18 protein-coding genes are annotated in these 19,108 nt (G+C 73.6%); 10 read left to right on the top strand and 8 right to left on the bottom strand.

Annotated elements, in window-relative coordinates; all coding sequences use genetic code 11:
• Positions 1 to 122, bottom strand: a 122-nt coding sequence (locus tag AB0302_RS05575; RefSeq protein WP_366370808.1) for a leucine zipper domain-containing protein, incomplete at its 3' end; no start/stop codon positions are given.
• Positions 123 to 373: 251 nt separating this feature from the next.
• On the opposite strand from AB0302_RS05575, the gene AB0302_RS05570 reads away from it, so the two are divergent.
• The 5 genes from AB0302_RS05570 to AB0302_RS05550 all read left to right on the top strand — a co-directional run bounded on the left by AB0302_RS05570 (position 374) and on the right by AB0302_RS05550 (position 5,007).
• Positions 374 to 1,129 carry a purine-nucleoside phosphorylase gene (locus AB0302_RS05570; protein ID WP_298714281.1) on the top strand — a complete coding sequence of 252 codons (756 nt, stop codon included), beginning with the start codon at positions 374 to 376 and terminating at the stop codon, positions 1,127 to 1,129.
• Complete coding sequence (locus AB0302_RS05565; RefSeq protein WP_366370805.1) at positions 1,129 to 2,832, top strand: phospho-sugar mutase; 1,704 nt, start codon at positions 1,129 to 1,131, stop codon at positions 2,830 to 2,832. Before AB0302_RS05570 ends, AB0302_RS05565 begins: the two co-directional genes overlap by 1 nt.
• Positions 2,833 to 3,088: 256 nt before the next feature.
• Entirely contained in the window at positions 3,089 to 3,790 is a 702-nt protein-coding gene (deoC, locus tag AB0302_RS05560; protein ID WP_366370804.1) for a deoxyribose-phosphate aldolase, read from the top strand.
• A gap of 47 nt (positions 3,791 to 3,837) precedes the next feature.
• Positions 3,838 to 4,218 carry a hypothetical protein gene (locus AB0302_RS05555; protein WP_366370803.1) on the top strand — a complete coding sequence of 127 codons (381 nt, stop codon included), beginning with the start codon at positions 3,838 to 3,840 and terminating at the stop codon, positions 4,216 to 4,218.
• Between the two features lie 150 nt (positions 4,219 to 4,368).
• Positions 4,369 to 5,007: a phosphotyrosine protein phosphatase gene (locus tag AB0302_RS05550; RefSeq protein WP_366370802.1), complete on the top strand. Its 639-nt coding sequence runs from the start codon at positions 4,369 to 4,371 to the stop codon at positions 5,005 to 5,007.
• Positions 5,008 to 5,011: 4 nt separating this feature from the next.
• Here the strand turns inward: AB0302_RS05550 and AB0302_RS05545 are convergent, their stop codons facing one another.
• Positions 5,012 to 6,313, bottom strand: coding sequence for a hypothetical protein (locus tag AB0302_RS05545; protein WP_366370801.1), 1,302 nt, complete (start codon positions 6,311 to 6,313; stop codon positions 5,012 to 5,014).
• Positions 6,314 to 6,439: 126 nt separating this feature from the next.
• Here AB0302_RS05545 and AB0302_RS05540 point away from each other — a divergent pair, with 126 nt between their 5' ends.
• Complete coding sequence (locus AB0302_RS05540) at positions 6,440 to 7,930, top strand: polysaccharide biosynthesis tyrosine autokinase (RefSeq protein ID WP_366370800.1); 1,491 nt, start codon at positions 6,440 to 6,442, stop codon at positions 7,928 to 7,930.
• Between the two features lie 79 nt (positions 7,931 to 8,009).
• Here AB0302_RS05540 and AB0302_RS05535 read toward each other — a convergent pair whose 3' ends face one another.
• The gene (locus AB0302_RS05535; protein WP_366370799.1) at positions 8,010 to 8,552 is read right to left on the bottom strand and encodes a hypothetical protein; all 543 of its coding nucleotides are present in this window, start codon (positions 8,550 to 8,552) and stop codon (positions 8,010 to 8,012) included.
• Positions 8,553 to 8,797: 245 nt separating this feature from the next.
• On the opposite strand from AB0302_RS05535, the gene AB0302_RS05530 reads away from it, so the two are divergent.
• Both AB0302_RS05530 and AB0302_RS05525 read left to right on the top strand, forming a co-directional pair.
• Positions 8,798 to 9,688, top strand: a complete 891-nt coding sequence (locus tag AB0302_RS05530; protein ID WP_366370798.1) for a nucleotidyltransferase family protein — start codon at positions 8,798 to 8,800, stop codon at positions 9,686 to 9,688.
• Positions 9,678 to 10,034: a PqqD family protein gene (locus tag AB0302_RS05525; protein WP_366370797.1), complete on the top strand. Its 357-nt coding sequence runs from the start codon at positions 9,678 to 9,680 to the stop codon at positions 10,032 to 10,034. Before AB0302_RS05530 ends, AB0302_RS05525 begins: the two co-directional genes overlap by 11 nt.
• Before the next feature lie 40 nt (positions 10,035 to 10,074).
• Here the strand turns inward: AB0302_RS05525 and mfd are convergent, their stop codons facing one another.
• Positions 10,075 to 13,740: a transcription-repair coupling factor gene (gene mfd, locus AB0302_RS05520; RefSeq protein ID WP_366370796.1), complete on the bottom strand. Its 3,666-nt coding sequence runs from the start codon at positions 13,738 to 13,740 to the stop codon at positions 10,075 to 10,077.
• Positions 13,737 to 14,822, bottom strand: a complete 1,086-nt coding sequence (locus AB0302_RS05515; protein ID WP_366370795.1) for a MauE/DoxX family redox-associated membrane protein — start codon at positions 14,820 to 14,822, stop codon at positions 13,737 to 13,739. Before AB0302_RS05515 ends, mfd begins: the two co-directional genes overlap by 4 nt.
• A gap of 184 nt (positions 14,823 to 15,006) precedes the next feature.
• Here AB0302_RS05515 and AB0302_RS05510 point away from each other — a divergent pair, with 184 nt between their 5' ends.
• Both AB0302_RS05510 and AB0302_RS05505 read left to right on the top strand, forming a co-directional pair.
• The gene (locus AB0302_RS05510; RefSeq protein ID WP_366370794.1) at positions 15,007 to 15,534 is read left to right on the top strand and encodes a DUF2505 domain-containing protein; all 528 of its coding nucleotides are present in this window, start codon (positions 15,007 to 15,009) and stop codon (positions 15,532 to 15,534) included.
• An 83-nt stretch (positions 15,535 to 15,617) separates the two neighbouring features.
• Positions 15,618 to 16,193: a phosphotyrosine protein phosphatase gene (locus AB0302_RS05505; protein ID WP_366370793.1), complete on the top strand. Its 576-nt coding sequence runs from the start codon at positions 15,618 to 15,620 to the stop codon at positions 16,191 to 16,193.
• 35 nt (positions 16,194 to 16,228) lie between these two features.
• Here AB0302_RS05505 and pth read toward each other — a convergent pair whose 3' ends face one another.
• The 3 genes from pth to AB0302_RS05490 form a co-directional block, all read right to left on the bottom strand.
• A complete protein-coding gene (pth, locus tag AB0302_RS05500; protein ID WP_366370792.1) occupies positions 16,229 to 16,804 on the bottom strand; it encodes an aminoacyl-tRNA hydrolase in 576 nt (191 codons plus the stop codon).
• A gap of 7 nt (positions 16,805 to 16,811) precedes the next feature.
• A complete protein-coding gene (locus tag AB0302_RS05495) occupies positions 16,812 to 17,450 on the bottom strand; it encodes a 50S ribosomal protein L25/general stress protein Ctc (RefSeq protein ID WP_366370791.1) in 639 nt (212 codons plus the stop codon).
• Between the two features lie 185 nt (positions 17,451 to 17,635).
• A complete protein-coding gene (locus tag AB0302_RS05490; RefSeq protein WP_366370790.1) occupies positions 17,636 to 18,946 on the bottom strand; it encodes an O-antigen ligase family protein in 1,311 nt (436 codons plus the stop codon).
• Positions 18,947 to 19,108 lie beyond the last annotated feature (162 nt).

The following is a 19,108-nucleotide window of genomic DNA, read 5'->3' as shown; positions in this document are numbered from 1 at the left end:
TTCACGCATTTTCGTGAGACCCCCATCGCGGCGGCGATGTGGGCTTGAGCCCATCCGGCTTGGTGGCGTTGGACGATGAGTCGACGGCCGTGAACGGTCAGGCGGGCGCTACCGTGGGACATGAGAACCTCTGGGTTTGTGATGTGGGCCTTAGACAAGCCACATCCCACCCGGAGGTTCTCCTTTGTTCAAGCTCCCTCGTGCCACCAACGTCCTGACCGGGTACACCTAGACTGGCGGCGTGAACGAGCAGACCTCCTCCCCCGCCCCGGCCGCACCCGACTCCACGACCGGCGCCCCCGGGGTCGCCGGCGAGTCCCGGCTCGTCGGCGACCACCCCGGCTTCGCCGAGGCTCGGCAGGCCGCCGCGGCCATCGCCGAGGCGACGGGCGTGCCGGAGCACCGCATCGCCGTCGTGCTGGGCTCGGGCTGGGGCGGCACGGGCGCGCTGCTGGGCGAGGAGGTGGCGGCCGTGCCGCTGGCCGACGTGCCGGGCTTCCACGCCCCGCAGGTGCCGGGCCACAGCGCCGTGATCCGCTCCGTGCGCCTGCCGGACGGCACGCACGCCCTGGTCTTCGGCTCGCGCACCCACTTCTACGAGTCCCGCAGCGCGCAGGACGTGGCCCACACCGTCCGCACGGCGGCCGCGGCGGGCGCGTCCGTCGTCGTGCTGACGAACGGGTGCGGCGGGCTGGATCCGGCGATCGCCCCGGGCACGCCCGTGGTGATCTCGGACCACATCAACCTCACGGGCGCCACGCCTCTGGTGGGCGCCACGTTCGTGGACCTCACGGACCTCTACTCCCCGCGCATCCGCGCGATCGCCCGCGAGGTGGACCCCTCCCTCACCGAGGGCGTGTACGTGCAGTTCTCCGGCCCGCAGTACGAGACGCCCGCGGAGGTGCGCATGGCCCGCACGCTCGGCGGGGACCTCGTGGGCATGTCCACGGCACTCGACGCCATCGCGGCCCGCCACGCCGGCCTCGAGGTGTTCGGCATCTCGCTCGTGACCAACCCGGGCGCCGGGATCTCCGAGACGCCGCTCTCGCATGCCGAGGTGGTGGAGGCCGGCCGTGCCGCCGGGCCGCGCATCTCGCGCCTGCTCGCCGAGATCGTGGGGCGGATCTGATGAGCGCCCTGGACCCCCGCGTCGTCGCCCTCGCCGAGCGCTGGTCCGTGGAGGACCCGGAGCCCGTGCACCGAGAGATCCTGCGGGCCGAGCTGGACGCCGCCGAGGGCACCGGTCCGGAGGCCGACGCCGCCCGGGCCTCCCTGGCCTCCCGGTTCTCCGGCCCGCTCGCGTTCGGCACGGCCGGGCTGCGCGCCGAGGAGGGCCCCGGCGAGTCGCGCATGAACAGGATCGTGGTGCGCCGCACCGCGGCCGCGCTCGGCGCGCATCTCTGGCAGGTGCTCGGGGCGGATGCCCCGGCCCCGCTCGCGGTGGTGGGCTACGACGCGCGACGCGGCTCGGCCGCCTTCGCGCAGGACACGGCGGCGGTGCTCACGGCGGCCGGCGCGCAGGTGATCCTGCTGCCCTCGGCGCTGCCCACGCCGGTGCTCGCCTTCGCCGTCCGCCACCTCAACGCCGACGCCGGCGTGATGGTCACCGCGAGCCACAACCCGCCCGCGGACAACGGCTACAAGGTGTACCTCGGCGGACGCATGACGGACGCCGCCGGGCGCGGCGCCCAGCTGGTCTCCCCGGCGGACGCGCAGATCGCCGCGCTGATCGACCACGAGGCCTGGCCCGCGGACATCGCCCTCGCCGCGGACGGCTGGGAGCTGGCCGGGCCGGAGCTGCTCGAGGCCTACCGGGAGGCCGCGCTCGGCCTGCTGGACCCGGACCGCTTCCCCCACCGCGCCCTGCGCGTGGTCTACACGCCGATGCACGGCGTGGGCGGGGCCGTGCTCCCCGAGCTGCTCGCCGAGGCGGGCTTCGCCGACGTCGAGGTGGTGCCGGAGCAGGCGCAGCCGGACCCCGCCTTCCCCACGGTGGCCTTCCCCAATCCGGAGGAGCCGGGCGCCATGGACCTCGCGCTCGCCCTCGCGGCGGAGCGGGACGCGGACCTCGTGATCGCCAACGACCCGGACGCGGACCGCCTCGCGCTCGGTGTGCGGGTCACCGACGGCGCCGGCGCTCGGACATGGCGGATGCTCTCCGGCGACGCCGTCGGGACGCTGCTGGGGGCCCACCTCATGTCGCAGCTCCGGGCCACGGGGCGCAGCGCCGCGAACTCCGTGGTCTCCGCGCCGCAGCTGGCCGTCCTCGCCGAGGCCGAGGGGGTGGCGCATCACGTGACGCTCACCGGGTTCAAGTGGATCTCGCGCGCCCCCGAGCTGGGCTACGGCTACGAGGAGGCGCTCGGCTACTGCGTGGCCCCGGACCTCGTGCGGGACAAGGACGGCATCACCGCCGCGCTGCTGGCGTGCGAGCTGGCCGCCGACCTCTCGGCCTCCGGGCGCACGCTGGCCGACGCGCTGACCGCCGTCGACGCGGTGACCGGCGCGATGCCGGCCGCGCAGGTGTCCGTGCGGGTGCAGGACCTGTCGATCATCGGGGCGACGATGGCCGCGCTGCGCGAGCGGGGCCCCGCCGAGCTCGCGGGCGAGCCGGTGACCGTGAGCCGGGACCTGGCCGAGGGCGGCGCGGGCCTGCCCCCCACCGACGCGCTGCTGTTCGCCACCGACTCGGGCACGCGCGTGCTCATCCGCCCCTCCGGCACGGAGCCCAAGCTCAAGTGCTACCTCGGCACGCGGGACGCGGACCCGGACGCGGCGGCTGAGCGGCTCGAGCGGCTGCGGTCGCAGGTGGCGGCGCTCGTCGGGGGATGAGGAGGCCCCTCGCCTCCACCCCCACGCCCCCACATCCCCGCACCCCCACATCCCCGCACCCCCACGCCCCCACACCCCCCACGCCCCCACGCCCCCACGCCCCCACATCCCCGCACCCCCGCACCCCCACGCCCCCGCACCCCCGCACCCCCACGCCCCCAAGGCAGGCAGACTCGCCGCTTCCAGAAAGTGAAGCGGCGAGTCTGCCTGCCTCCGCGGCGGGCGTCGGTCATGCGCCCCGGATAGGCTGGCCCGCATGACCGACACCGCGCTCCCGCAGCTGTCCACCGCCGAGCTGGCCCAGTACATCGACGCCACCGCCCTCAAGCCTGAGACGTCCGCCGAGGACATCGACCGCCTCGTCGCCGAGGCCCGCGAGGCCGGCGTCAAGAGCGTCTGCGTGAACCCGGTGTGGGTGCCCCGCGTGCACGCCGCGCTCGAGGGCTCCGACGTGCTGACCTGCACCGTCATCGGCTTCCCACTGGGCGCCACGTCGTCCGCCGCCAAGGCGTTCGAGGCCGTCCAGGCCATCGCCGACGGCGCGGACGAGGTGGACATGGTGATCGACGTCGCGGCCGCGCATGCCGGTGACCGCGAGCGCCTGGTGCAGGACATCCGCGCCGTGGCGGACGCCGCGCACGCCCAGGGCCCGGCAGGCGAGGGCGGCGCGCTCCTCAAGGTGATCGTGGAGACCGCCCTGCTGGACGAGGCCGCGATCGTGCTCGCGTGCGAGGCCGCCGCCGAGGCCGGTGCGGACTTCGTCAAGACCTCCACGGGCTTCTCCACGGCCGGCGCCACCGCCGAGCACGTCGCCCTGATGCGCCGCACCGTGGGTCCGGACATCGGGGTGAAGGCCTCCGGCGGCGTGCGCTCCCGTGCGGACGCGCTGGCCATGATCGCGGCGGGGGCCAGCCGCATCGGCGCGAGCTCCGCGCTTGCTATCCTGGGGGACGACTGAACCTCCGCACACCCGGGGGACGGACCAGCAGCTGAAGGAGCTATGACGTGATCCGCAACGGCAAGGCCATCGACCACTCGAACGCGGGCGGCGTGGGCGGCTCCCTGATCTTCTTCGTGATCTGCTTCGCTGCGTTCCTCGGCTCGCTGTACGCCATGAGCTTCTGGTCGCTCGACAACGCCTGGATCCCGGGCCTCATCGCCCTGGCGCTCGCCGTGCTCACCTTCATCATCCCCCAGGGCATCCTGGGCCGCGGGGACACCCTGCACACCAACGCCATCCACGGCGCGCAGCCCCTGGCCGCCCAGCCGGCCACCGCGGTGCACACCTCGGCCGCGCGCACCACCACCGTACGCCCCGCCGCCACCCAGCAGGCCGCCGGCTCGCAGCACGCCGCCGGCTCGCACGGCGCCGACCGCCGCCACTGATCCCGCCGGATCGGATCGAGCACTCCGCGCGGACATGATCCGCGCACCCCGGAGGGCGTCCACCCGCAGCACTCGGGTGGGCGCCCTCCGGCCGTCTGAGGGCCAGGGTGGCGCCTTGACCCACCACCTCGGCCCCGAGAGGACCACCCCGTGAGCTGGACCAGCCGCCCGCCCATCCGCTCCCCCTTCGCCGCGACCCCCGCGGCAGGCCGGGCCGACGACGGCGACGCCCCCGTCCGCATCCTCACGGTGTGCACGGGCAACATCTGCCGCTCCGCCTACGCGCAGCACGTGCTGCAGCACCGGCTGGACGAGCTGCTGGGCCCGGGGCGGGCCGTGGTGACGAGCGTGGGCACCGGGCCGAACCAGGCCCTGGCCGTGCCGGAGCCGATCCTGGAGCTCGCCCCCGCTGCGCAGGTGCGGAAGGCCCTGGCGGCACACCGACCGCGGCAGCTCACCGCTCGCACGCTCGCGGGCCAGGACCTGGTGCTCGCCGCGACGCAGGGCCACCTCGACGCGGTGCTGCGGGAGGACCCGGGCGCAGTGCGCCGGGCCTTCACGCTGCTCGAGGCGGGGCGGCTGGCCGAGGGCGGTGTGGCAGCGGAGGGCGGCGTGCGGGAGCTCACGGCGGCGATGGCGGCCGGGCGGCCGAGGCTGGCCGGGGCGGAGGCCTGGGACCTGCCCGACCCGTTCCGCGGACCGGTGCAGGGCTACGTGGCCATGGCGCGGGTCCTCGACCCTGCGCTCGAGGGCATCGCCCGGGCCGTGGCCCGCTCGGTGGATGGCTGAGCCGTCAGCCCCAGCGGGTGCGGGCCTCGCGGAGGATGCGCGCGCGCTCCCTCTCGGTGACCTCGGTCTCGAGCGGGGCGCCCTTCTCCTCAAGGGCCAGAGTGACCCCCGTGGCGAGGATGAGCATCCCCGTGGTGGTCAGGAAGACCTCGCCGAGCTGAGCCGCGGTGACGAACATGACCGCTGTCGCCGCCTCGACCGCCACGCGGGAGGGGGTGCGCAGCCGCACGGTGAACAGCCGGAGCCCGAGGACGACGTAGGCACCCAGCACCCCGATGAGGAGCACGTAGCCGCCCTCCGTGAAGAGGCCCGCGTAGGAGTTGTGGTAATACCACACGGCGTCCCCGATGTCCACATGGGCCTCGGTGAGACCGCGGCCGTGCCAGGGGGTCTCGGCCGCCTTGACGGCAGTGGCCTCCTGGATCCACCCCCGGAGCCGGTCCGTGCCTGTGCGGTCGCCGAACACGCTCAGCTGCGCCAGGTTCTTCTCCGCGAAGGTGACCAGCCAGGCCATGGCGCCCAGCAGGGCCACCCGGAAGACGGGACCCATGCGCGGGGTCAGCACCACCCACGCCAGGGCGCAGGCCAGGCCGGCCAGGGATGTGCGGGAGCCGGTGAGGAGCACACAGGCGGCGGCCGCCGCCATCAGCCACGCCTTCCGCTGCGGCGAGCGGACGAAGGCCAGAGCAAGGACGGGCACCGCGGCGTAGGAGAGGCCCGCCACGTTCTTGTCCCCCAGGAACCCGGTGAGATAGGAGCCGTAGGGTGCCGGGACGAGCCCGGCGTAGAACAGGGGCACGTTGACCGCCAGAGCGGCCAGCAGTCCGCACAGCACCGAGCGCAGGTCCAGGCGACGCCCGGCGATGCACCCGATGAGCGCGGCCAAGGCCCCGAGGCGCACCAGTCGGCGGATCCATTCGAGATCCGGGATGCCGTGGGCCACGGACACGACGGCGAGGAAGACGCCCACCGCGGAGACGGCCAGGGCCAGGACGCCGAGGTCGGAGACGTCGCGGGTGGCGCGGCGGCACAGGGCGAGCAGGAGGAGACCCATCATCGCCAGCTCACTGAGGGGCAGGCGCACGCCGCCCGCGGAGACGGAGAAGGCCTCCAGGGCGAGCCCGAAGCCCAGAATCAGCTCGGGGATCCGGAGCGGGCCGCGGGACAGCCGGGGTGCGTCGTCGTCCTTCGTCCAGGCCGAGGTGCCGCGGGCCGTCCGCCGCGCCTGCTCGGCACGGGCCGCGTAGACCTCCTGGAGCCGGGGGTCCGCAGGAACCAGTCCCCCCTCACGGTGCCGCGCCGCCATGCGTGCCTCCTCGACCTCGCCTCGAAGCGCCCTCCGGCGCCGGACGTCAGCCTAGTCGAGCGCCAGGAGAAGCCTGTCCGTCTTGTTAGAGTTCACTGAGTCGACGTCACTCTGATCAGGGGCCCCATGAACATCCTCGACTTCCTTCGCGTCCTGCGTGCCAACCGCCTCGTGCTCCTGGCCTGCCTGGCTCTGGGGGCCGCCGCCGGCCTCCTGTACTCGCTGCTCCAGCCCACCCTCTACACGTCGACGTCCACGGGCTTCGTCACCGTGCAGGGCGAGGCGAGCATCTCGGGCACGGAGACGGCGCAGACGCGGGCGCAGTCCTACATCCCGCTGATCAACAGCCGCACGGTGCGGGACCAGATCGCCCAGACCGAGGGACTGGACACCCGGGGAGGCCACCTCCAGGCGGCCGTCGTGGAGGGGTCCAACCTGATCGAGGTCTCAGCGACCTCCCCGAGCGCGCACGGGGCCGCCGACCTCGCCAATGCGGCCCTCGTCGCCACGGCGGACGTGGCCAACAACCTCGACCCCACGTCCGACGTCCAGGTCACGGCGATGGAGGATGCTCTCGCGCCCACCGCACCGTCGAGCCCGGACCACCCCCGCAACGTCCTCTACGGTCTCGCGATCGGCGGACTCATCGGCCTGCTCATCGCCTTCCTCCGCCGCCTCCTCGACGTGAACGTCCGCACCACCACGGACGCCCAGGCGGGCGCCGGGGCCGGGCTGCTCGGGGCGATCCCGCAGGACAAGACGATGAAGGCCGAGCGCACGGCCCGCCTTGAGGCCCCCTCGCCGCGGGCCGCGGAGGCGATCCGCCAGCTGCGCACCAACCTGCGCTTCGCCGCGGTGGACGATCCGCCGCGCACCGTGGCCTTCACCAGCTCGAACCCGGGCGAGGGCAAGTCCGCCGTGATCGGCAACCTCGCCCTGACCATCGCCGCCGCCGGCACCCCGGTGATCCTCATCGACGCAGACCTGCGGCGTCCGCGCCAGGCCTCCCAGTTCGGCGTGGACGGCCGCGTGGGCCTGTCCGAGGTGCTCAACGGGGACGTGGAGCTCCAGGACGTGCTCCACCCTGTGGGCGAGGACGGCCTCCTCCTCCTCCCCTCCGGCCGCAGGCCCCCGAACCCCTCCGAGCAGCTCGGCTCCGAGCGCATGCGTCAGCTCCTGGCGGCCCTGGCGGAGACCCACATGGTCCTCGTGGACGCCCCGCCGGTGCTCCCGGTGACCGACTCCACCCTGCTGGCCAGCGCCGTGGACGGCACCGTGCTCGTGGTGCGCCACGGCAAGACCCGCAAGGAGCACCTCCAGGTGGCCCGGGACATGCTGGCCGGCGTCAACGCCCGCGTACTCGGCGTGGTGCTCAACGGCACCCCCGCCTCGGGCGTGGGCTCGGACTACTACGGCGGTGGCTACGCCGCCCAGGGCGACGCGTACGACGCCTACTACCAGGCTCCTCACCAGGCCGGGCTGCTGGCCGGGTCCGGGCGACGCGCCGCCCGCGCCGCGGCCCAGGAGCAGGGCAAGGGCCTTCCCGATGCGGGCTCGCACTCCGGAGCGGGCTCACACGCACGGGAGGACGCGCCGCAGCCCGACACCGCGCGCTGAGCCGCGCGGACAGCAGAAGGGCCCCGGCCGGATCGGCGGGGGCCCTTCAGAGGATCCGGCGGGGCGCACGCCCCTCAGGTCAGCAGGTGGCGGTCGGCGGGGTGGCCGAGAAGCAGACCTTCTCGAAGGTGTAGTCGGCGCACAGGTTCTCGACGGGGGCCTGGTCCTGGACGAGCGCGACGTCGACCGAGGCCGTGATGCAGCCGCTGCTGTTCGCGGAGTCGCCGGTCTCCCTGACCACCAGGAAGTAGGACGCGGTGTCGCCCGGCTGGATGACCAGCGCGTCGTCGCCCGTGCCGAGCAGCACGCCGCCCTGGCAGGGGTCCGCGCTGTAGAGCTCCACGCGGCCCGTGGCATCGTCCTTGTTGTCGAAGTCGATGGTGAAGGTGGGCGGGGAGACGCGCAGGGCGCTGCGGGTGGGGTTGGTGACCGTGATGGGGAAGCCGTAGCCCTGCTTGATGAGGGTGCTGCCGCCCGGGAACTTGACGGCGGCACCGGTGGTGCCGGTGACGCAGGTGGGGGAGATGGCGAAGGCGGGGGCGGCGGACACGGCGGCCACGGCGGGCACGGACCAGGCCAGGCCGGCGGTCACGGTGCGGCGGGAGATCGGCGGGGTGGTCATGAGGACTCCAGTCATTCGATGCAAGAGAGAGGCTGGCCACCGCGCGCGGATACGATCGGCCGAAGGAGACCCAGGGCCGCCGTTCATGTGGATCGGCTATGGGGATCCTTCACAGAGTCTAGACGCTCCTGCACAGGCGGCGACCCGGCAGGGCGAATGGTGGGTGAAACTTCGGTGACATCGGCCCGCTCGCCCCCTCCCGCGGAAGGCCGCGCCCCACAGAGGACCGCGATAGGCTGGGCGCCATGACCGGCGCCTCCTCCCCCTCTCTCGCGAGCGAGGCCGCGCCAGCCCTCGAGCTGCGGGCGCGCGTCCATCTGGCGCATGCGCGCATCGGACACCTCCTCGACACGAATGCGCTCCGTGGGCTGCACGTCAAGGGCTACGCCATGTCCCCGGGGGTCTACCGCTCGAACCGGTCCAGCTCGGACGTCGACCTCCTCGTCCACCCGGACGACGCCCCCCACGCCGTCGCCCTTCTCACCTCTCACGGCTGGACGCAGGTGACGGACTTCTCGGAGGGGTCGATCTTCGAACATGCAGCCACCCTCTGGCACGACCACCTGGGCTACGTGGACGTCCACCGCCACTTCCCCGGGCTGGGATCTTCGCCGTCCCGGGCCTTCGAGCGGCTCTGGGCCGAGCGTGAATCCCGGGTGATCGCGGGCAGCGCGGTCCCCGTACCCAGCATTCGCCACCAGCGCCTCGTGGTGGTGGTGCACGCGGCTCGGGATCCCAGCCGAGGCCTGTCCGACGTCAGCCATCTCCAGACCACTCTCTCGCAGCAGGAATGGCGCGAACTGCGGGAGCAGGCTCGAGTGCTCGACGCGACGGCCGCGTGGCACGTGGCCACGGACGAGGACGCCGTCGGCATGGACGAACACGACCTCACCCTCTTCACCGCGCTCCGTTCCCAGGAGAGCGGCATGCAGCTGTTCACCACGCGCTGGCGCGCGGCCGAGTCCACCCGCGAGCGGGCCGCGCTCGTGCTGCACACCCTCCCCGTGAACCGGCCCCACCTCCAGATGCGGCTCGGTCGCCCGCCGACGCGCGCGGACATCCTCCGCGAGCAGGCCCACCGCGCGGGCGCCCTGGTCGGATGGATCCGAGAGAAGGCCGTGTCCCGTGGCCGCTGAGCAGCTCCGACCCGCTGACACCGCGACCGCCGCCGCCCCCGCCACGTGGCGCGTGGACCCAGACACCGCGTGGACGCGCACGGCGGACGACGACGCCGTCGTGATGGGCATGGCCGAGGGCATCCCGCTGCGCCTCAGCGCCACGGGTTCGCTCGTGTGGGAGGTCCTCGTCGAGGGCCGCACCCCGGCGGAGGACATCGCCGCTCCCCCGCTCACCCCGTGGACGGAGGAAGACCTCGTAGCCGAGGTCGCCCGCGCCGCCGGCATGGCCGCCGAGTCGATCGCCGCGGACGTCTCCGCCTTCCTCGCCCTGCTCGAGCAGCACGGCGTGGTCGCCCGGGCCTGAGCCCGGGGCTGAGCCCGCAGCCGCCCCGTCCGGCCGCGCCTCAGCCCGCGGCGCCCTCCGGCGCGAACACCGCGCTGACCACCTGGTCCGCCCATTCCAGCAGCGGGGCGTCCACGAGGTCCTGGCCCATGACCGGCTTGGTCTTGGGCCGCGGGATGAGCACGGCGTTGATGCCCGGCTTCACCTGCGCCCCCTTGTACATGCGCATCAGGCGCATCTGCCGCGACTCGGGCAAGTCCCCGAGCGGACCGAACTTCACGTTCTGCCCCAGCAGCATCACCTCCGTGACGCCCGCGGCCCGGGCACGGTTGCGGAACCGGGCGACGGCGACGAGCGCCTCCACCGGCTCCGGCGGCTCGCCGTAGCGGTCCTTCATCTCCTCCACCACGGCGTCGATCGCGGCGTCGTCGTTGGCCTTGGCCAGCGCCCGGTACATCTCGAGGCGCAGCCGCTCCCCCGGCACGTAGTCGTGCGGCAGGTGCGCGTTGACGGGCAGCTCCACCTTCACCTCGGCGGGCGTGGTGTCCTCCTCGCCCTTGAAGTCGGCCACGGCCTCGCCCACCATGCGCAGGTAGAGGTCGAACCCCAAGCCGGCGATGTGCCCGGACTGCTCGCCGCCCAGCAGGTTGCCGGCGCCGCGGATCTCGAGGTCCTTCATGGCCAACTGCATGCCGGCGCCGAGCTCGTTGTGCAGGGCCACGGCCTTGAGCCGCTCGAGGGCCACCTCGCCGAGGGGCTTCTGCGGGTCGTAGAGGAAGTAGGCGTAGGCGCGCTCGCGCCCGCGGCCCACACGGCCGCGCAGCTGGTGCAGCTGGCTCAGGCCGTAGCGGTGCGCGTCCTCCACGATCAGGGTGTTGGCGTTGGCGATGTCCAGGCCGGTCTCGATGATCGTCGTGGAGACGAGCACGTCGAACTTCCGCTCCCAGAAGTCCACCATGATCTGCTCGAGGCGGGACTCGGTCATCTTGCCGTGGGCGACGGCGATCCGCGCCTCTGGCACGAGGTCCGCGATCCGCTTGGCCACCTTGTCGATCGTGGTGACGCGGTTGTGCACGTAGAACACCTGGCCCTCGCGCATGAGCTCGCGGCGGATGGCCGCGGTGACCTGCTGGTCCGTGTACGGGCCCACGGAGGTGAGCACGGGGTGCCGCTCCTCCGGGGCGGTGGCCAGCGTGGAGGTCTCACGGATGCCCGTCAGGGACATCTCGAGGGTGCGCGGGATGGGCGTGGCGGACATGGCCAGCACGTCCACATTGGTGCGCATCTTCTTGAGCGCCTCCTTGTGCTCCACGCCGAAGCGCTGCTCCTCGTCCACGATCACGAGGCCCAGGTCCTTGAACTGCACCTGGTCCGAGAGCAGGCGGTGCGTGCCGATCACCACGTCCACCTCACCGGAGGCCAGCCCGGCCAGCACCTCCTTGGACTCCTTGGCGGTCTGGAAGCGGGAGAGCGCGGCCACCTGCACGGGGAAGCCGGCGAAGCGGTCCGTGAACGTCTCGTGGTGCTGGCGGGCCAGCAGCGTGGTGGGCACCAGCACGGCCACCTGCTTGCCGTCCTGCACCGCCTTGAACGCGGCGCGCACGGCCACCTCGGTCTTGCCGAAGCCGACGTCGCCGGAGACCAGGCGGTCCATGGGCACCTCGGCCTCCATGTCCTTCTTGACCTCCTCGATGGTGGTCAGCTGGTCCGGCGTCTCGATGAACGGGAACGCCTCCTCCAGCTCGCCCTGCCACGGGGTGTCCGGGCCGAAGGCGTGCCCGCGCGAGGCCATGCGCGCGGAGTAGAGGCGGATCAGCTCGCCCGCGATCTCCTTGGTGGCCCGCTTGGCCTTGGACTTCGTCTGCGCCCAGTCCGAGCCGCCCATCTTGGACAGCGCCGGCGCCTCGCCGCCCACGTAGGCGGTGATGAGGTCCAGCTGGTCCGTGGGCACGAACAGCCGGTCCCCCGGCGCACCCCGCTTGGAGGAGGCGTACTCCAGCACCAGGTACTCGCGGTAGGACTCCTCGGCCCCCGGCGCGGTGCGCGGCCCGCCGGTCACCTTGCGGCGCTGCAGCTCCACGAAGCGGGCGATCCCGTGCTGGGAGTGCACCACGTGGTCGCCGGGCTGCAGGGTCAGCGGGTCCACGGCGTTGCGCCGCTTGCGGGCCAGCGGCGCACCCGCGGCGCGCGTGCCCTGCGTGCGGTGGCGGCCGAACAGGTCCTGCTCGGTGATCAGGGCCAGCTTGGCCTCGGGCACCGTGAAGCCCGTCCCGACGGCGGCCGCGGCCACCGTGACCTGGCCCGCCGCGGGCACGGCGGGCACGGGACCGGTCACCACCGACGCGGTGAGCCCGGCGTCGGCGTGCAGCTCGGCGACCCGGCGGGCCGAGCCCGGGCCGTCCGTGAGCAGCACGGCGTGCCAGCCCTCGGCGAGGCGCGTGCGCGTGTGGGCCACCATGGCGGCCATGTCCCCCGCGAAGGTCTTCGGCACGCCGAGTGAGGAGCGCAGGGTGCCAGCGTCCGGCAGCAGCTCCTCGTCCGAGGAGAGGGCGGTGGTGGACCAGAACCCCTGGCGCCGGGTCAGCGACTCCTCGCGCAGCTCGGCCACGGAGAGGAAGCCGCCGGCGGCGGACTGGTCGAGCTCGGCCAGGTCCACGGGAGCGGCGGCGCCCTGGGCGGCGCCGGCCCACGCGGCGTGGAGGAACTCCTCGTTGGTGGCCAGCAGGTCGTCCGCACGTCCGCGGATGCGCTCGGGCTCCACGAGCACGGTGAGCGAGCCCTCCGGCAGCTGGGCCGGCACGGAGGTCATGGCCTCGGCCAGCAGCGGGGAGAGGGACTCCATGCCCTCCACGGCCACGCCCTCGGCGATCCGCTCGAGCATGTCCGCCGCCCCCGGCAGGCGCGCCTGCAGCTCGCGGGCCGTGGCGCGCACGTGGTCCGTGATCAGCAGCTCGCGGCACGGCGGGGCGTGCAGCTCGGTGGGGTGGCCGGTGCCGTCGCCGGACGTGTCCTGGAGGGAGCGCTGGTCGGCCACGGAGAAGAAGCGCATCTGCTCCACCTCGTCCCCGAAGAACTCCACGCGCAGCGGGTGGTCCGCCGTCGGCGGGAACACGTCGATCAGCCCGCCGCGCACCGCGAACTCCCCGCGCCGGGACACCATGTCCACGCGGGCGTAGGCGGCGTCCGCGAGCGCGGCCACGGTCTCCTCGAAGTCCGCCTCCTGCCCCACGCGCAGGCTCACGGGGGCCAGGTCCCCGAGGCCGGCCACGAGCGGCTGGAGCACGGCGCGCACGGGGGCGACGACGACGCGCAGCGGCGACTGCCCCTCCGCCTCCGGGTGGGCCAGGCGGCGCAGGACGGCCAGCCGGGCGCCCACGGTGTCCGAGCGCGGGGAGAGCCGCTCGTGAGGCAGGGTCTCCCACGAGGGGAACAGGGCGGCGGAGCCCGCGGGCATCCACGCGGCGAGGTCGGCCATGAGGTCCTCGGCCTCGCGCGTGGTGGCGGTGACCACCAGCACGGCCGCGTCGGCGGCGTGAGCCGTGCCCAGCGCGTCGGCGAGGAGGGCGAAGAGCGGGGCGCGGGCGCCGTCGGGCAGGCCGATCTCCAGCTCCGTGCCGCGCGCGTCCAGGGGGCGGGCGGCGGAGGCGACGGCGGCCTCGAACGCGCGCTCGCCGCCCAGCAGCGGCAGGAGTCCGGCGAGGACGGGGGCGGTCCCGGCAGCGCTCATGCGCGGGCCTCCGGGGTGGCGGTGGAGCCGTCCGTGGCGGCGGGCAGTTCGGTGGTCATGATCTCCCGAATCTCTTCAAGGAAGGTGAGGACGTCGTCGGCGCCGCCCACCGGGCCGCCGGCGGTGAGCCGGTCTGTGCCGAGCAGCACCGCGGTGGGGAACGAGTGCAGGCCGAGGGCCTGCGCAGCGGCACCGGCCGGGTCGGCGAGCACGAGCGACGCGTCGACGGCGCCGGTGCGGATCGTCTCCTCGGCGCCGGGGGCGTGCTGGGGCATGAGGACCCGCAGCCGGACCGGCCCGAGCGCGTCCTTGAACTCGTCCAGCCGCTCGATCACCCGGACGCAGGAGCCGCACCCGGTGGACAGGCGCAGGGCCACCACGGCCCCGTCCGCGACCAGTCGGTGCAGACCGGTGTACTCGCCGTCCGCGACCACGACGGCGTCCGGGAACGGGTGGCGTTCGGGCTCGGCGCCGTCGGCCGGGTCGACGGCGGCCGGGGCCCCGGGCGTCGCCGAGGCGACATCGGCCGGGTGCGTCTCCGAGACGGCCTCGGGTGTGGCCGGGACGGACTCACGGCCGGCCAGGAACGCGGCGATCGCGAGCAGCACGGACACGAGCAGGGCCCACGCCCACGCCCCGGCGCCGAAGGCGGTGAGCGGCTGCCGGGCCAGGCCCGGGCCGTGCACCGCCAACGAGACGATCCCCTCGGCCAGGGCCAGGACGGCCAGAGTCAGGAAGACGACGTTGCGGACCACCGTGGTGCGGGAGATCGGGGCGGCCGAGGCCTCACCGAAGCAGCCGCACGAGACGCCGTCGTCCTGGGCCCGGACCACGAGTGCGAGGAAGGCGGCGAAGAGGGCCACGGCCACCAGACCGACGACGGGACGCAGCAGGGTGAAGGGCTGCAGGAGGGCGGCGGCGAGCAGCAGCTCGAGCCAGGGGAACGCGTGCGCCAGGGCGGGGGCCGTGAACGGGCGGGGCACCCGGAGTCGGGTGAACGTGGCCTGAACGTCCTCGCCGGAACGGAGTTTCGCCGCCCCGCTCAGGAGCATGATGAGGGCCACAGCCCAGAGTGCCGACATGGCGGACACACCTTCCAGGGGGTTCACGAGGGGTCACGCGGCCGGTCCCGGCGCCGTGCACGGGGCCCGGGCCGCGGAGGCCAGCATATAAGGTGAGGGGTGGACGCCCATCGCCGTCGGCGAACCGGTACCGGCCCCCTCACGGCCCGCCGGGCGCGGCCCGACTTGACCCCGAGGAGACACCGTGGCCTTTTCCGCTCAGCAGTCCATCCCGCACCCGCCGGCGGCCGTGGCGGCCGCTTTGGCGTCCGAGGACTTCCACCGTTCCGTGGTCGAGTCCTTCGGCGGCTCGCTGGTCTCGTTCTCCGTCGAAGGCTCCCCGGAAGGCGCGATGACCGTCACCGCCGTGCGCTCGCTGCCCGCGGACCGCATCCCGGACCGTGTCCCGGACATGGCCCGCAAGCTCATCGGCTCCGCCCTTCAGGTGGAGCAGGTGGAGCGCTGGGACGCGCCCGCCGCGGACGGCTCCCGCGCAGGCACCACCACCATCACCGTGCCCGCCGCGAAGGCGACGGCGGATGGCGCCCTCCGCCTGACCGCCGCCGGCGAGGGTTCCCAGTTCTCCGTGGACGGCACCCTCGTCTGCCGGATCCCGCTGGTGGGCTCGAAGCTCGCGGCGAAGGCCGAGCCGATGGTCGGCAAGGTCGTCGATCGTCAGGCCCGGGCGCTGTCCTCGTGGCTCGAGCGTGACGGCGGAGCCGCGCGCAGTTGATCTCGTTCTCCCGTCGCCCGGTCCCGACGAGCCCGGCCCCGCCTGCCCGGCGAGGGCGCCGGGCCCTCCCTTCGCCGGACGCCGTGCTCGTCGTGTGCACCGGCAACGTGTGCCGCTCGGCTTATGCGAGCCGGGCCCTCCAGGGTCGACTGGCGATGCTGGCCCCTGGCCGGGTGGAGGTCGGCAGCGCCGGCTCGCAGCCGAACCAGGCCCTGACGGTGCCCCCGCCGCTCGTGCGACTCGGCGCCGAGGCCGGCGTCGCCGGCCTCGCGGACCACCGTCCCGCCGCGCTGCAGCCGTTCATGGTCGCGGAGGCGGATCTCGTGTTGGCGGCGGCTCAGGAACACATGCGCTTCGCGCTGCGGGAGGTGCCGCAGGCCTTCTCGCGCGTGTTCACCGTCCTGGAGCTCGCGGCGCTGGTGCGGGCGATGGACGAGCGGGACGGGCGGGACTGGATCCCCGCTGGTCGCGGAGTGCGCGCCTTCGCGGCGGAAGCGGCCCACCACCGGACCCTCGCCCGGTCGAGCTCCCAGCCCCTCGACGTCGTGGACCCGTTCCGCGGGCCGGTGGAGGGGTACGCGGAGATGATCCAGACCCTGGATCCCGCATTGGAGACCATCGCGGATGCCCTGGCCCGCGCCGTGACCCCGGCCCCCTGAGCGTGGGGTTGCACCCCCGCCGGGGGGGCAGGAGGTCAGTGGAACGTCTGCTGGGCGGCCTCGAGCCCGTCCGCGACGAGCTTCTCGACGGCGTCCGCCGCGCGGTCCACGTGCAGCGGCAGGACGTCCTGCTCGGGCTTGGCGAAGGGGCGCAGCACGAAGTCGGCCACGTCCATGCGGCCCGGGGGCCGGCCGATGCCGACGCGCACGCGGGCGTAGTCCTTGGTGCCAAGCGAGGCGGTGATGGACTTCAGGCCGTTGTGGCCGCCCTCTCCCCCGCCGCGCTTGAGGCGCAGGGTGTCGAACGGGATGTCCAGCTCGTCGTGGACCACCACGAGGTCCTCGGGGCCGATCCCGTAGAAGGACGCCAGCGCGGAGACGGGGCGTCCGGAGACGTTCATGTAGCCGGTGGACTTCGCGAGCACGACCCGCGGCCCCCCGATGCCGAGGCGACCGGTGGCCACCACGGCGCCGGCCCGGTGGCGGGTGAACCCGACCCCCATGCGGGAGGCGAGCTCATCCGCCACCATCTGGCCGACGTTGTGTCGGGTGCGCTCATACTCGGGCCCGGGATTGCCGAGCCCGACGATGAGCGTGGTCCCCGTCGTCACGGCGTGATCAGTCCTCGGAGCCCTCGGACTCGTCCTCGGCGGGCTCGCCCTCGGCAGACTCGGCGGCCTGCTCCTCCTGCACGGACTCGTCGCCGAGGTCCTGCTCGAGGACCTCGTTGACGGTGGCGATGGCGATGTCGTCCTCGAGCTGCAGCGTGGCGCCGGCGGGGACCTGCACGTCCGGGGCGTACACGTGGTCGCCGGCCTCGCGGCCCTCGACGGAGATGGTGACGGCCTCGGGCAGGTCGGTGGCGTCGGCCTCGACCGGCACGGTGACGTAGTCCAGCACGTACTCGTTGCCGCGGGCGACCTCGCCCTCGACCTGCACGGTGACCTCGACGACGACCTTCTCGCCGCGGCGGACCTCGATGAGGTCCAGGTGGTCCACGGTGTCCTTGATGGCGTGGCGCTGGATGTCCTTGGGCAGGACCAGGTGCTCCTCGCCGGCCTCGTTCACGACGGTGAGCAGGGCGTTGGGGTTGCGGACGGCCAGGGTGGTCTCCTGGGCCGGCAGCAGCAGGTGCACGGGCTCCTGGCCGTGGCCGTAGACGACGGCGGGGATCAGGCCGGCGCGGCGGGCCTGGCGGGCGGCACCCTTGCCGAAGTCGGTGCGGCGGGTGACCTTGATCTTGAGCTGGTCAGACATGATGCGTCCTCCTGTGGGGGTCTCGGCCGCGCAGCCGGGGGCGGCGCGGGATGCGGCCAGGAGGGGGCTTCAGTGCCGCAGCGGGTCAGCATGCTGACGCGCGGCGGCGGCCTCGTCGATCACGGAGCGCGCGCTCCCTCGCCTGGGCAACCTGGACAGGATAGCACCGGCGCCGGCGGGCCGGCTCAGACGCCTGCACGCCGGGACCGCTCCACGATGCGGTCCAGCTTGCGGCGGTGAGCCCGCTCACCCGCAGACGCGCCGTGGGATTCGTCGTCCTCCTGGGCGCTCAGCAGCAGGCCGCAGCCGAGCACGATGGCACCGAAGATCGTGATGAACACCTCACCGAGCTGAAGGGAGGTGACCAGGATGATGACCGCGGCGGCCTCGACGGCCACCCGCGACGGCGATCGGTGCGTCCGGGCGAAGGGCCGCAGGCACAGCCACAGGTAGGCGCCCACCACCACGATCAGGAACGGCCAGCCGCCCTCCACCAGCAGCCCCAGATAGGAGTTGTGGAAGAACATGGTCACGTTGTCCAGATCGACGACGGCGGTGGAGAGCCCCTGGCCGAAGAACGAGGTGTCGGCCACCTTCTCCGCGGACGCCTGCTGGATCTCGGCCCGGAACCAGTCCGTGCCGGTGCGGTCTCCGAAGATGCCGAGGTCGGCCAGGTTCTCCTCGGCCCAGCTGACGAACCAGCCCATGACGACCGCGAGTGCGATACGGAGGACCCGCCCCAGGTAGGGGCTCACGAGGATCCACACGACGGCGCAGAGCAGACCGGCCATCGAGGTCCGCGAGCCGGTGAGGAACGTCAGGGCGGAGCCGGCGCCCAGCACGAGGAGCTTGGGGCCCATGCGCTGCATGGTGGCCACGAGCAGCACGGGCAGGAGCGCGTAGAAGAGGCCGGAGACGTTCTTGTCCCCCAGGAACCCGGTGAGGTAGCCGCCGTAGGTGTCCGGGGCCAGGCCCGCGTAGAAGAGGGGCACGTTGATCAGTGCACCGGCCGTCATCCCGTAGAGGACGCCCTTGATGTCGATCCGCTCGCTGGCGATGGCGTAGATCAGCAGGATCAGGAGCGTGATCCTCGTGGCGCGACGCGTGGGGTCGAGGTCGTTGTGCACGGTCACCGCGACGAGATACGCCACCAGGGCCAGTGCGACGAGGGCCAGCACGCCGTAGTGGGACAGGTCCCGGCGGGGCTGCCGGAACGAGGCCAGGAGCAGCAGAAGGATGGCGGAGAACTCCGCGAACGGGATCGGCAGGCCGGGAGCGGTGAACGCATCCATCACCAGGCCGATGGCCAGCACGGCCTCGAACAGCCGCGGTGAGGCCGACGTGACCAGCGGGTTCCACGGGGAGCGCGTCCACGCGGCCTGACCGTCCGGGACGAGGCCGAACGAGGCGTGGCGCCTGGCAGTCCGGGCCTCGGGTGGCACCACGGCCCTCACAGCGCGGGCAGCCGTCCGGTCACGGGGCGTGCTCGAGCGCATGGTGCGGAACCTTTCATGGACGCCGGGCGATACTCGGCTCAGCGTAGCGCGGTGGCGTGCCTCGTCCTCGGGCCCGGCAGACCGCACGAGGGGTCTTGGTACCGTGGACCGCGCGTGCCTCGCCCACGACGGCCCGCGCATTCCCGTCCATGACCCCCGAGG

The sequence above is a fragment of the Micrococcus sp. NPDC078436 genome (genome assembly GCF_040702705.1).
Classification (GTDB): domain Bacteria; phylum Actinomycetota; class Actinomycetes; order Actinomycetales; family Micrococcaceae; genus Micrococcus.
The sequence above is the reverse complement of the archived record's forward strand: the minus strand, read 5'-3'. Positions and strand labels throughout refer to the sequence as shown.

Bases quoted from the DNA above. Each gene is read 5' to 3' on its own strand.
- deoC (WP_366370804.1), top strand. From the start codon at position 3,089: ATGACCGACACCGCGCTCCCGCAGCTGTCCACCGCCGAGCTGGCCCAG.
- AB0302_RS05540 (WP_366370800.1), top strand. From the start codon at position 6,440: ATGAACATCCTCGACTTCCTTCGCGTCCTGCGTGCCAACCGCCTCGTG.
- AB0302_RS05495 (WP_366370791.1), bottom strand. From the start codon at position 17,450: ATGTCTGACCAGCTCAAGATCAAGGTCACCCGCCGCACCGACTTCGGC.
- AB0302_RS05530 (WP_366370798.1), top strand. From the start codon at position 8,798: ATGACCGGCGCCTCCTCCCCCTCTCTCGCGAGCGAGGCCGCGCCAGCC.
- AB0302_RS05535 (WP_366370799.1), bottom strand. From the start codon at position 8,552: ATGACCACCCCGCCGATCTCCCGCCGCACCGTGACCGCCGGCCTGGCC.
- AB0302_RS05490 (WP_366370790.1), bottom strand. From the start codon at position 18,946: ATGCGCTCGAGCACGCCCCGTGACCGGACGGCTGCCCGCGCTGTGAGG.
- AB0302_RS05545 (WP_366370801.1), bottom strand. From the start codon at position 6,313: ATGGCGGCGCGGCACCGTGAGGGGGGACTGGTTCCTGCGGACCCCCGG.
- AB0302_RS05565 (WP_366370805.1), top strand. From the start codon at position 1,129: ATGAGCGCCCTGGACCCCCGCGTCGTCGCCCTCGCCGAGCGCTGGTCC.
- mfd (WP_366370796.1), bottom strand. From the start codon at position 13,740: ATGAGCGCTGCCGGGACCGCCCCCGTCCTCGCCGGACTCCTGCCGCTG.
- AB0302_RS05515 (WP_366370795.1), bottom strand. From the start codon at position 14,822: ATGTCGGCACTCTGGGCTGTGGCCCTCATCATGCTCCTGAGCGGGGCG.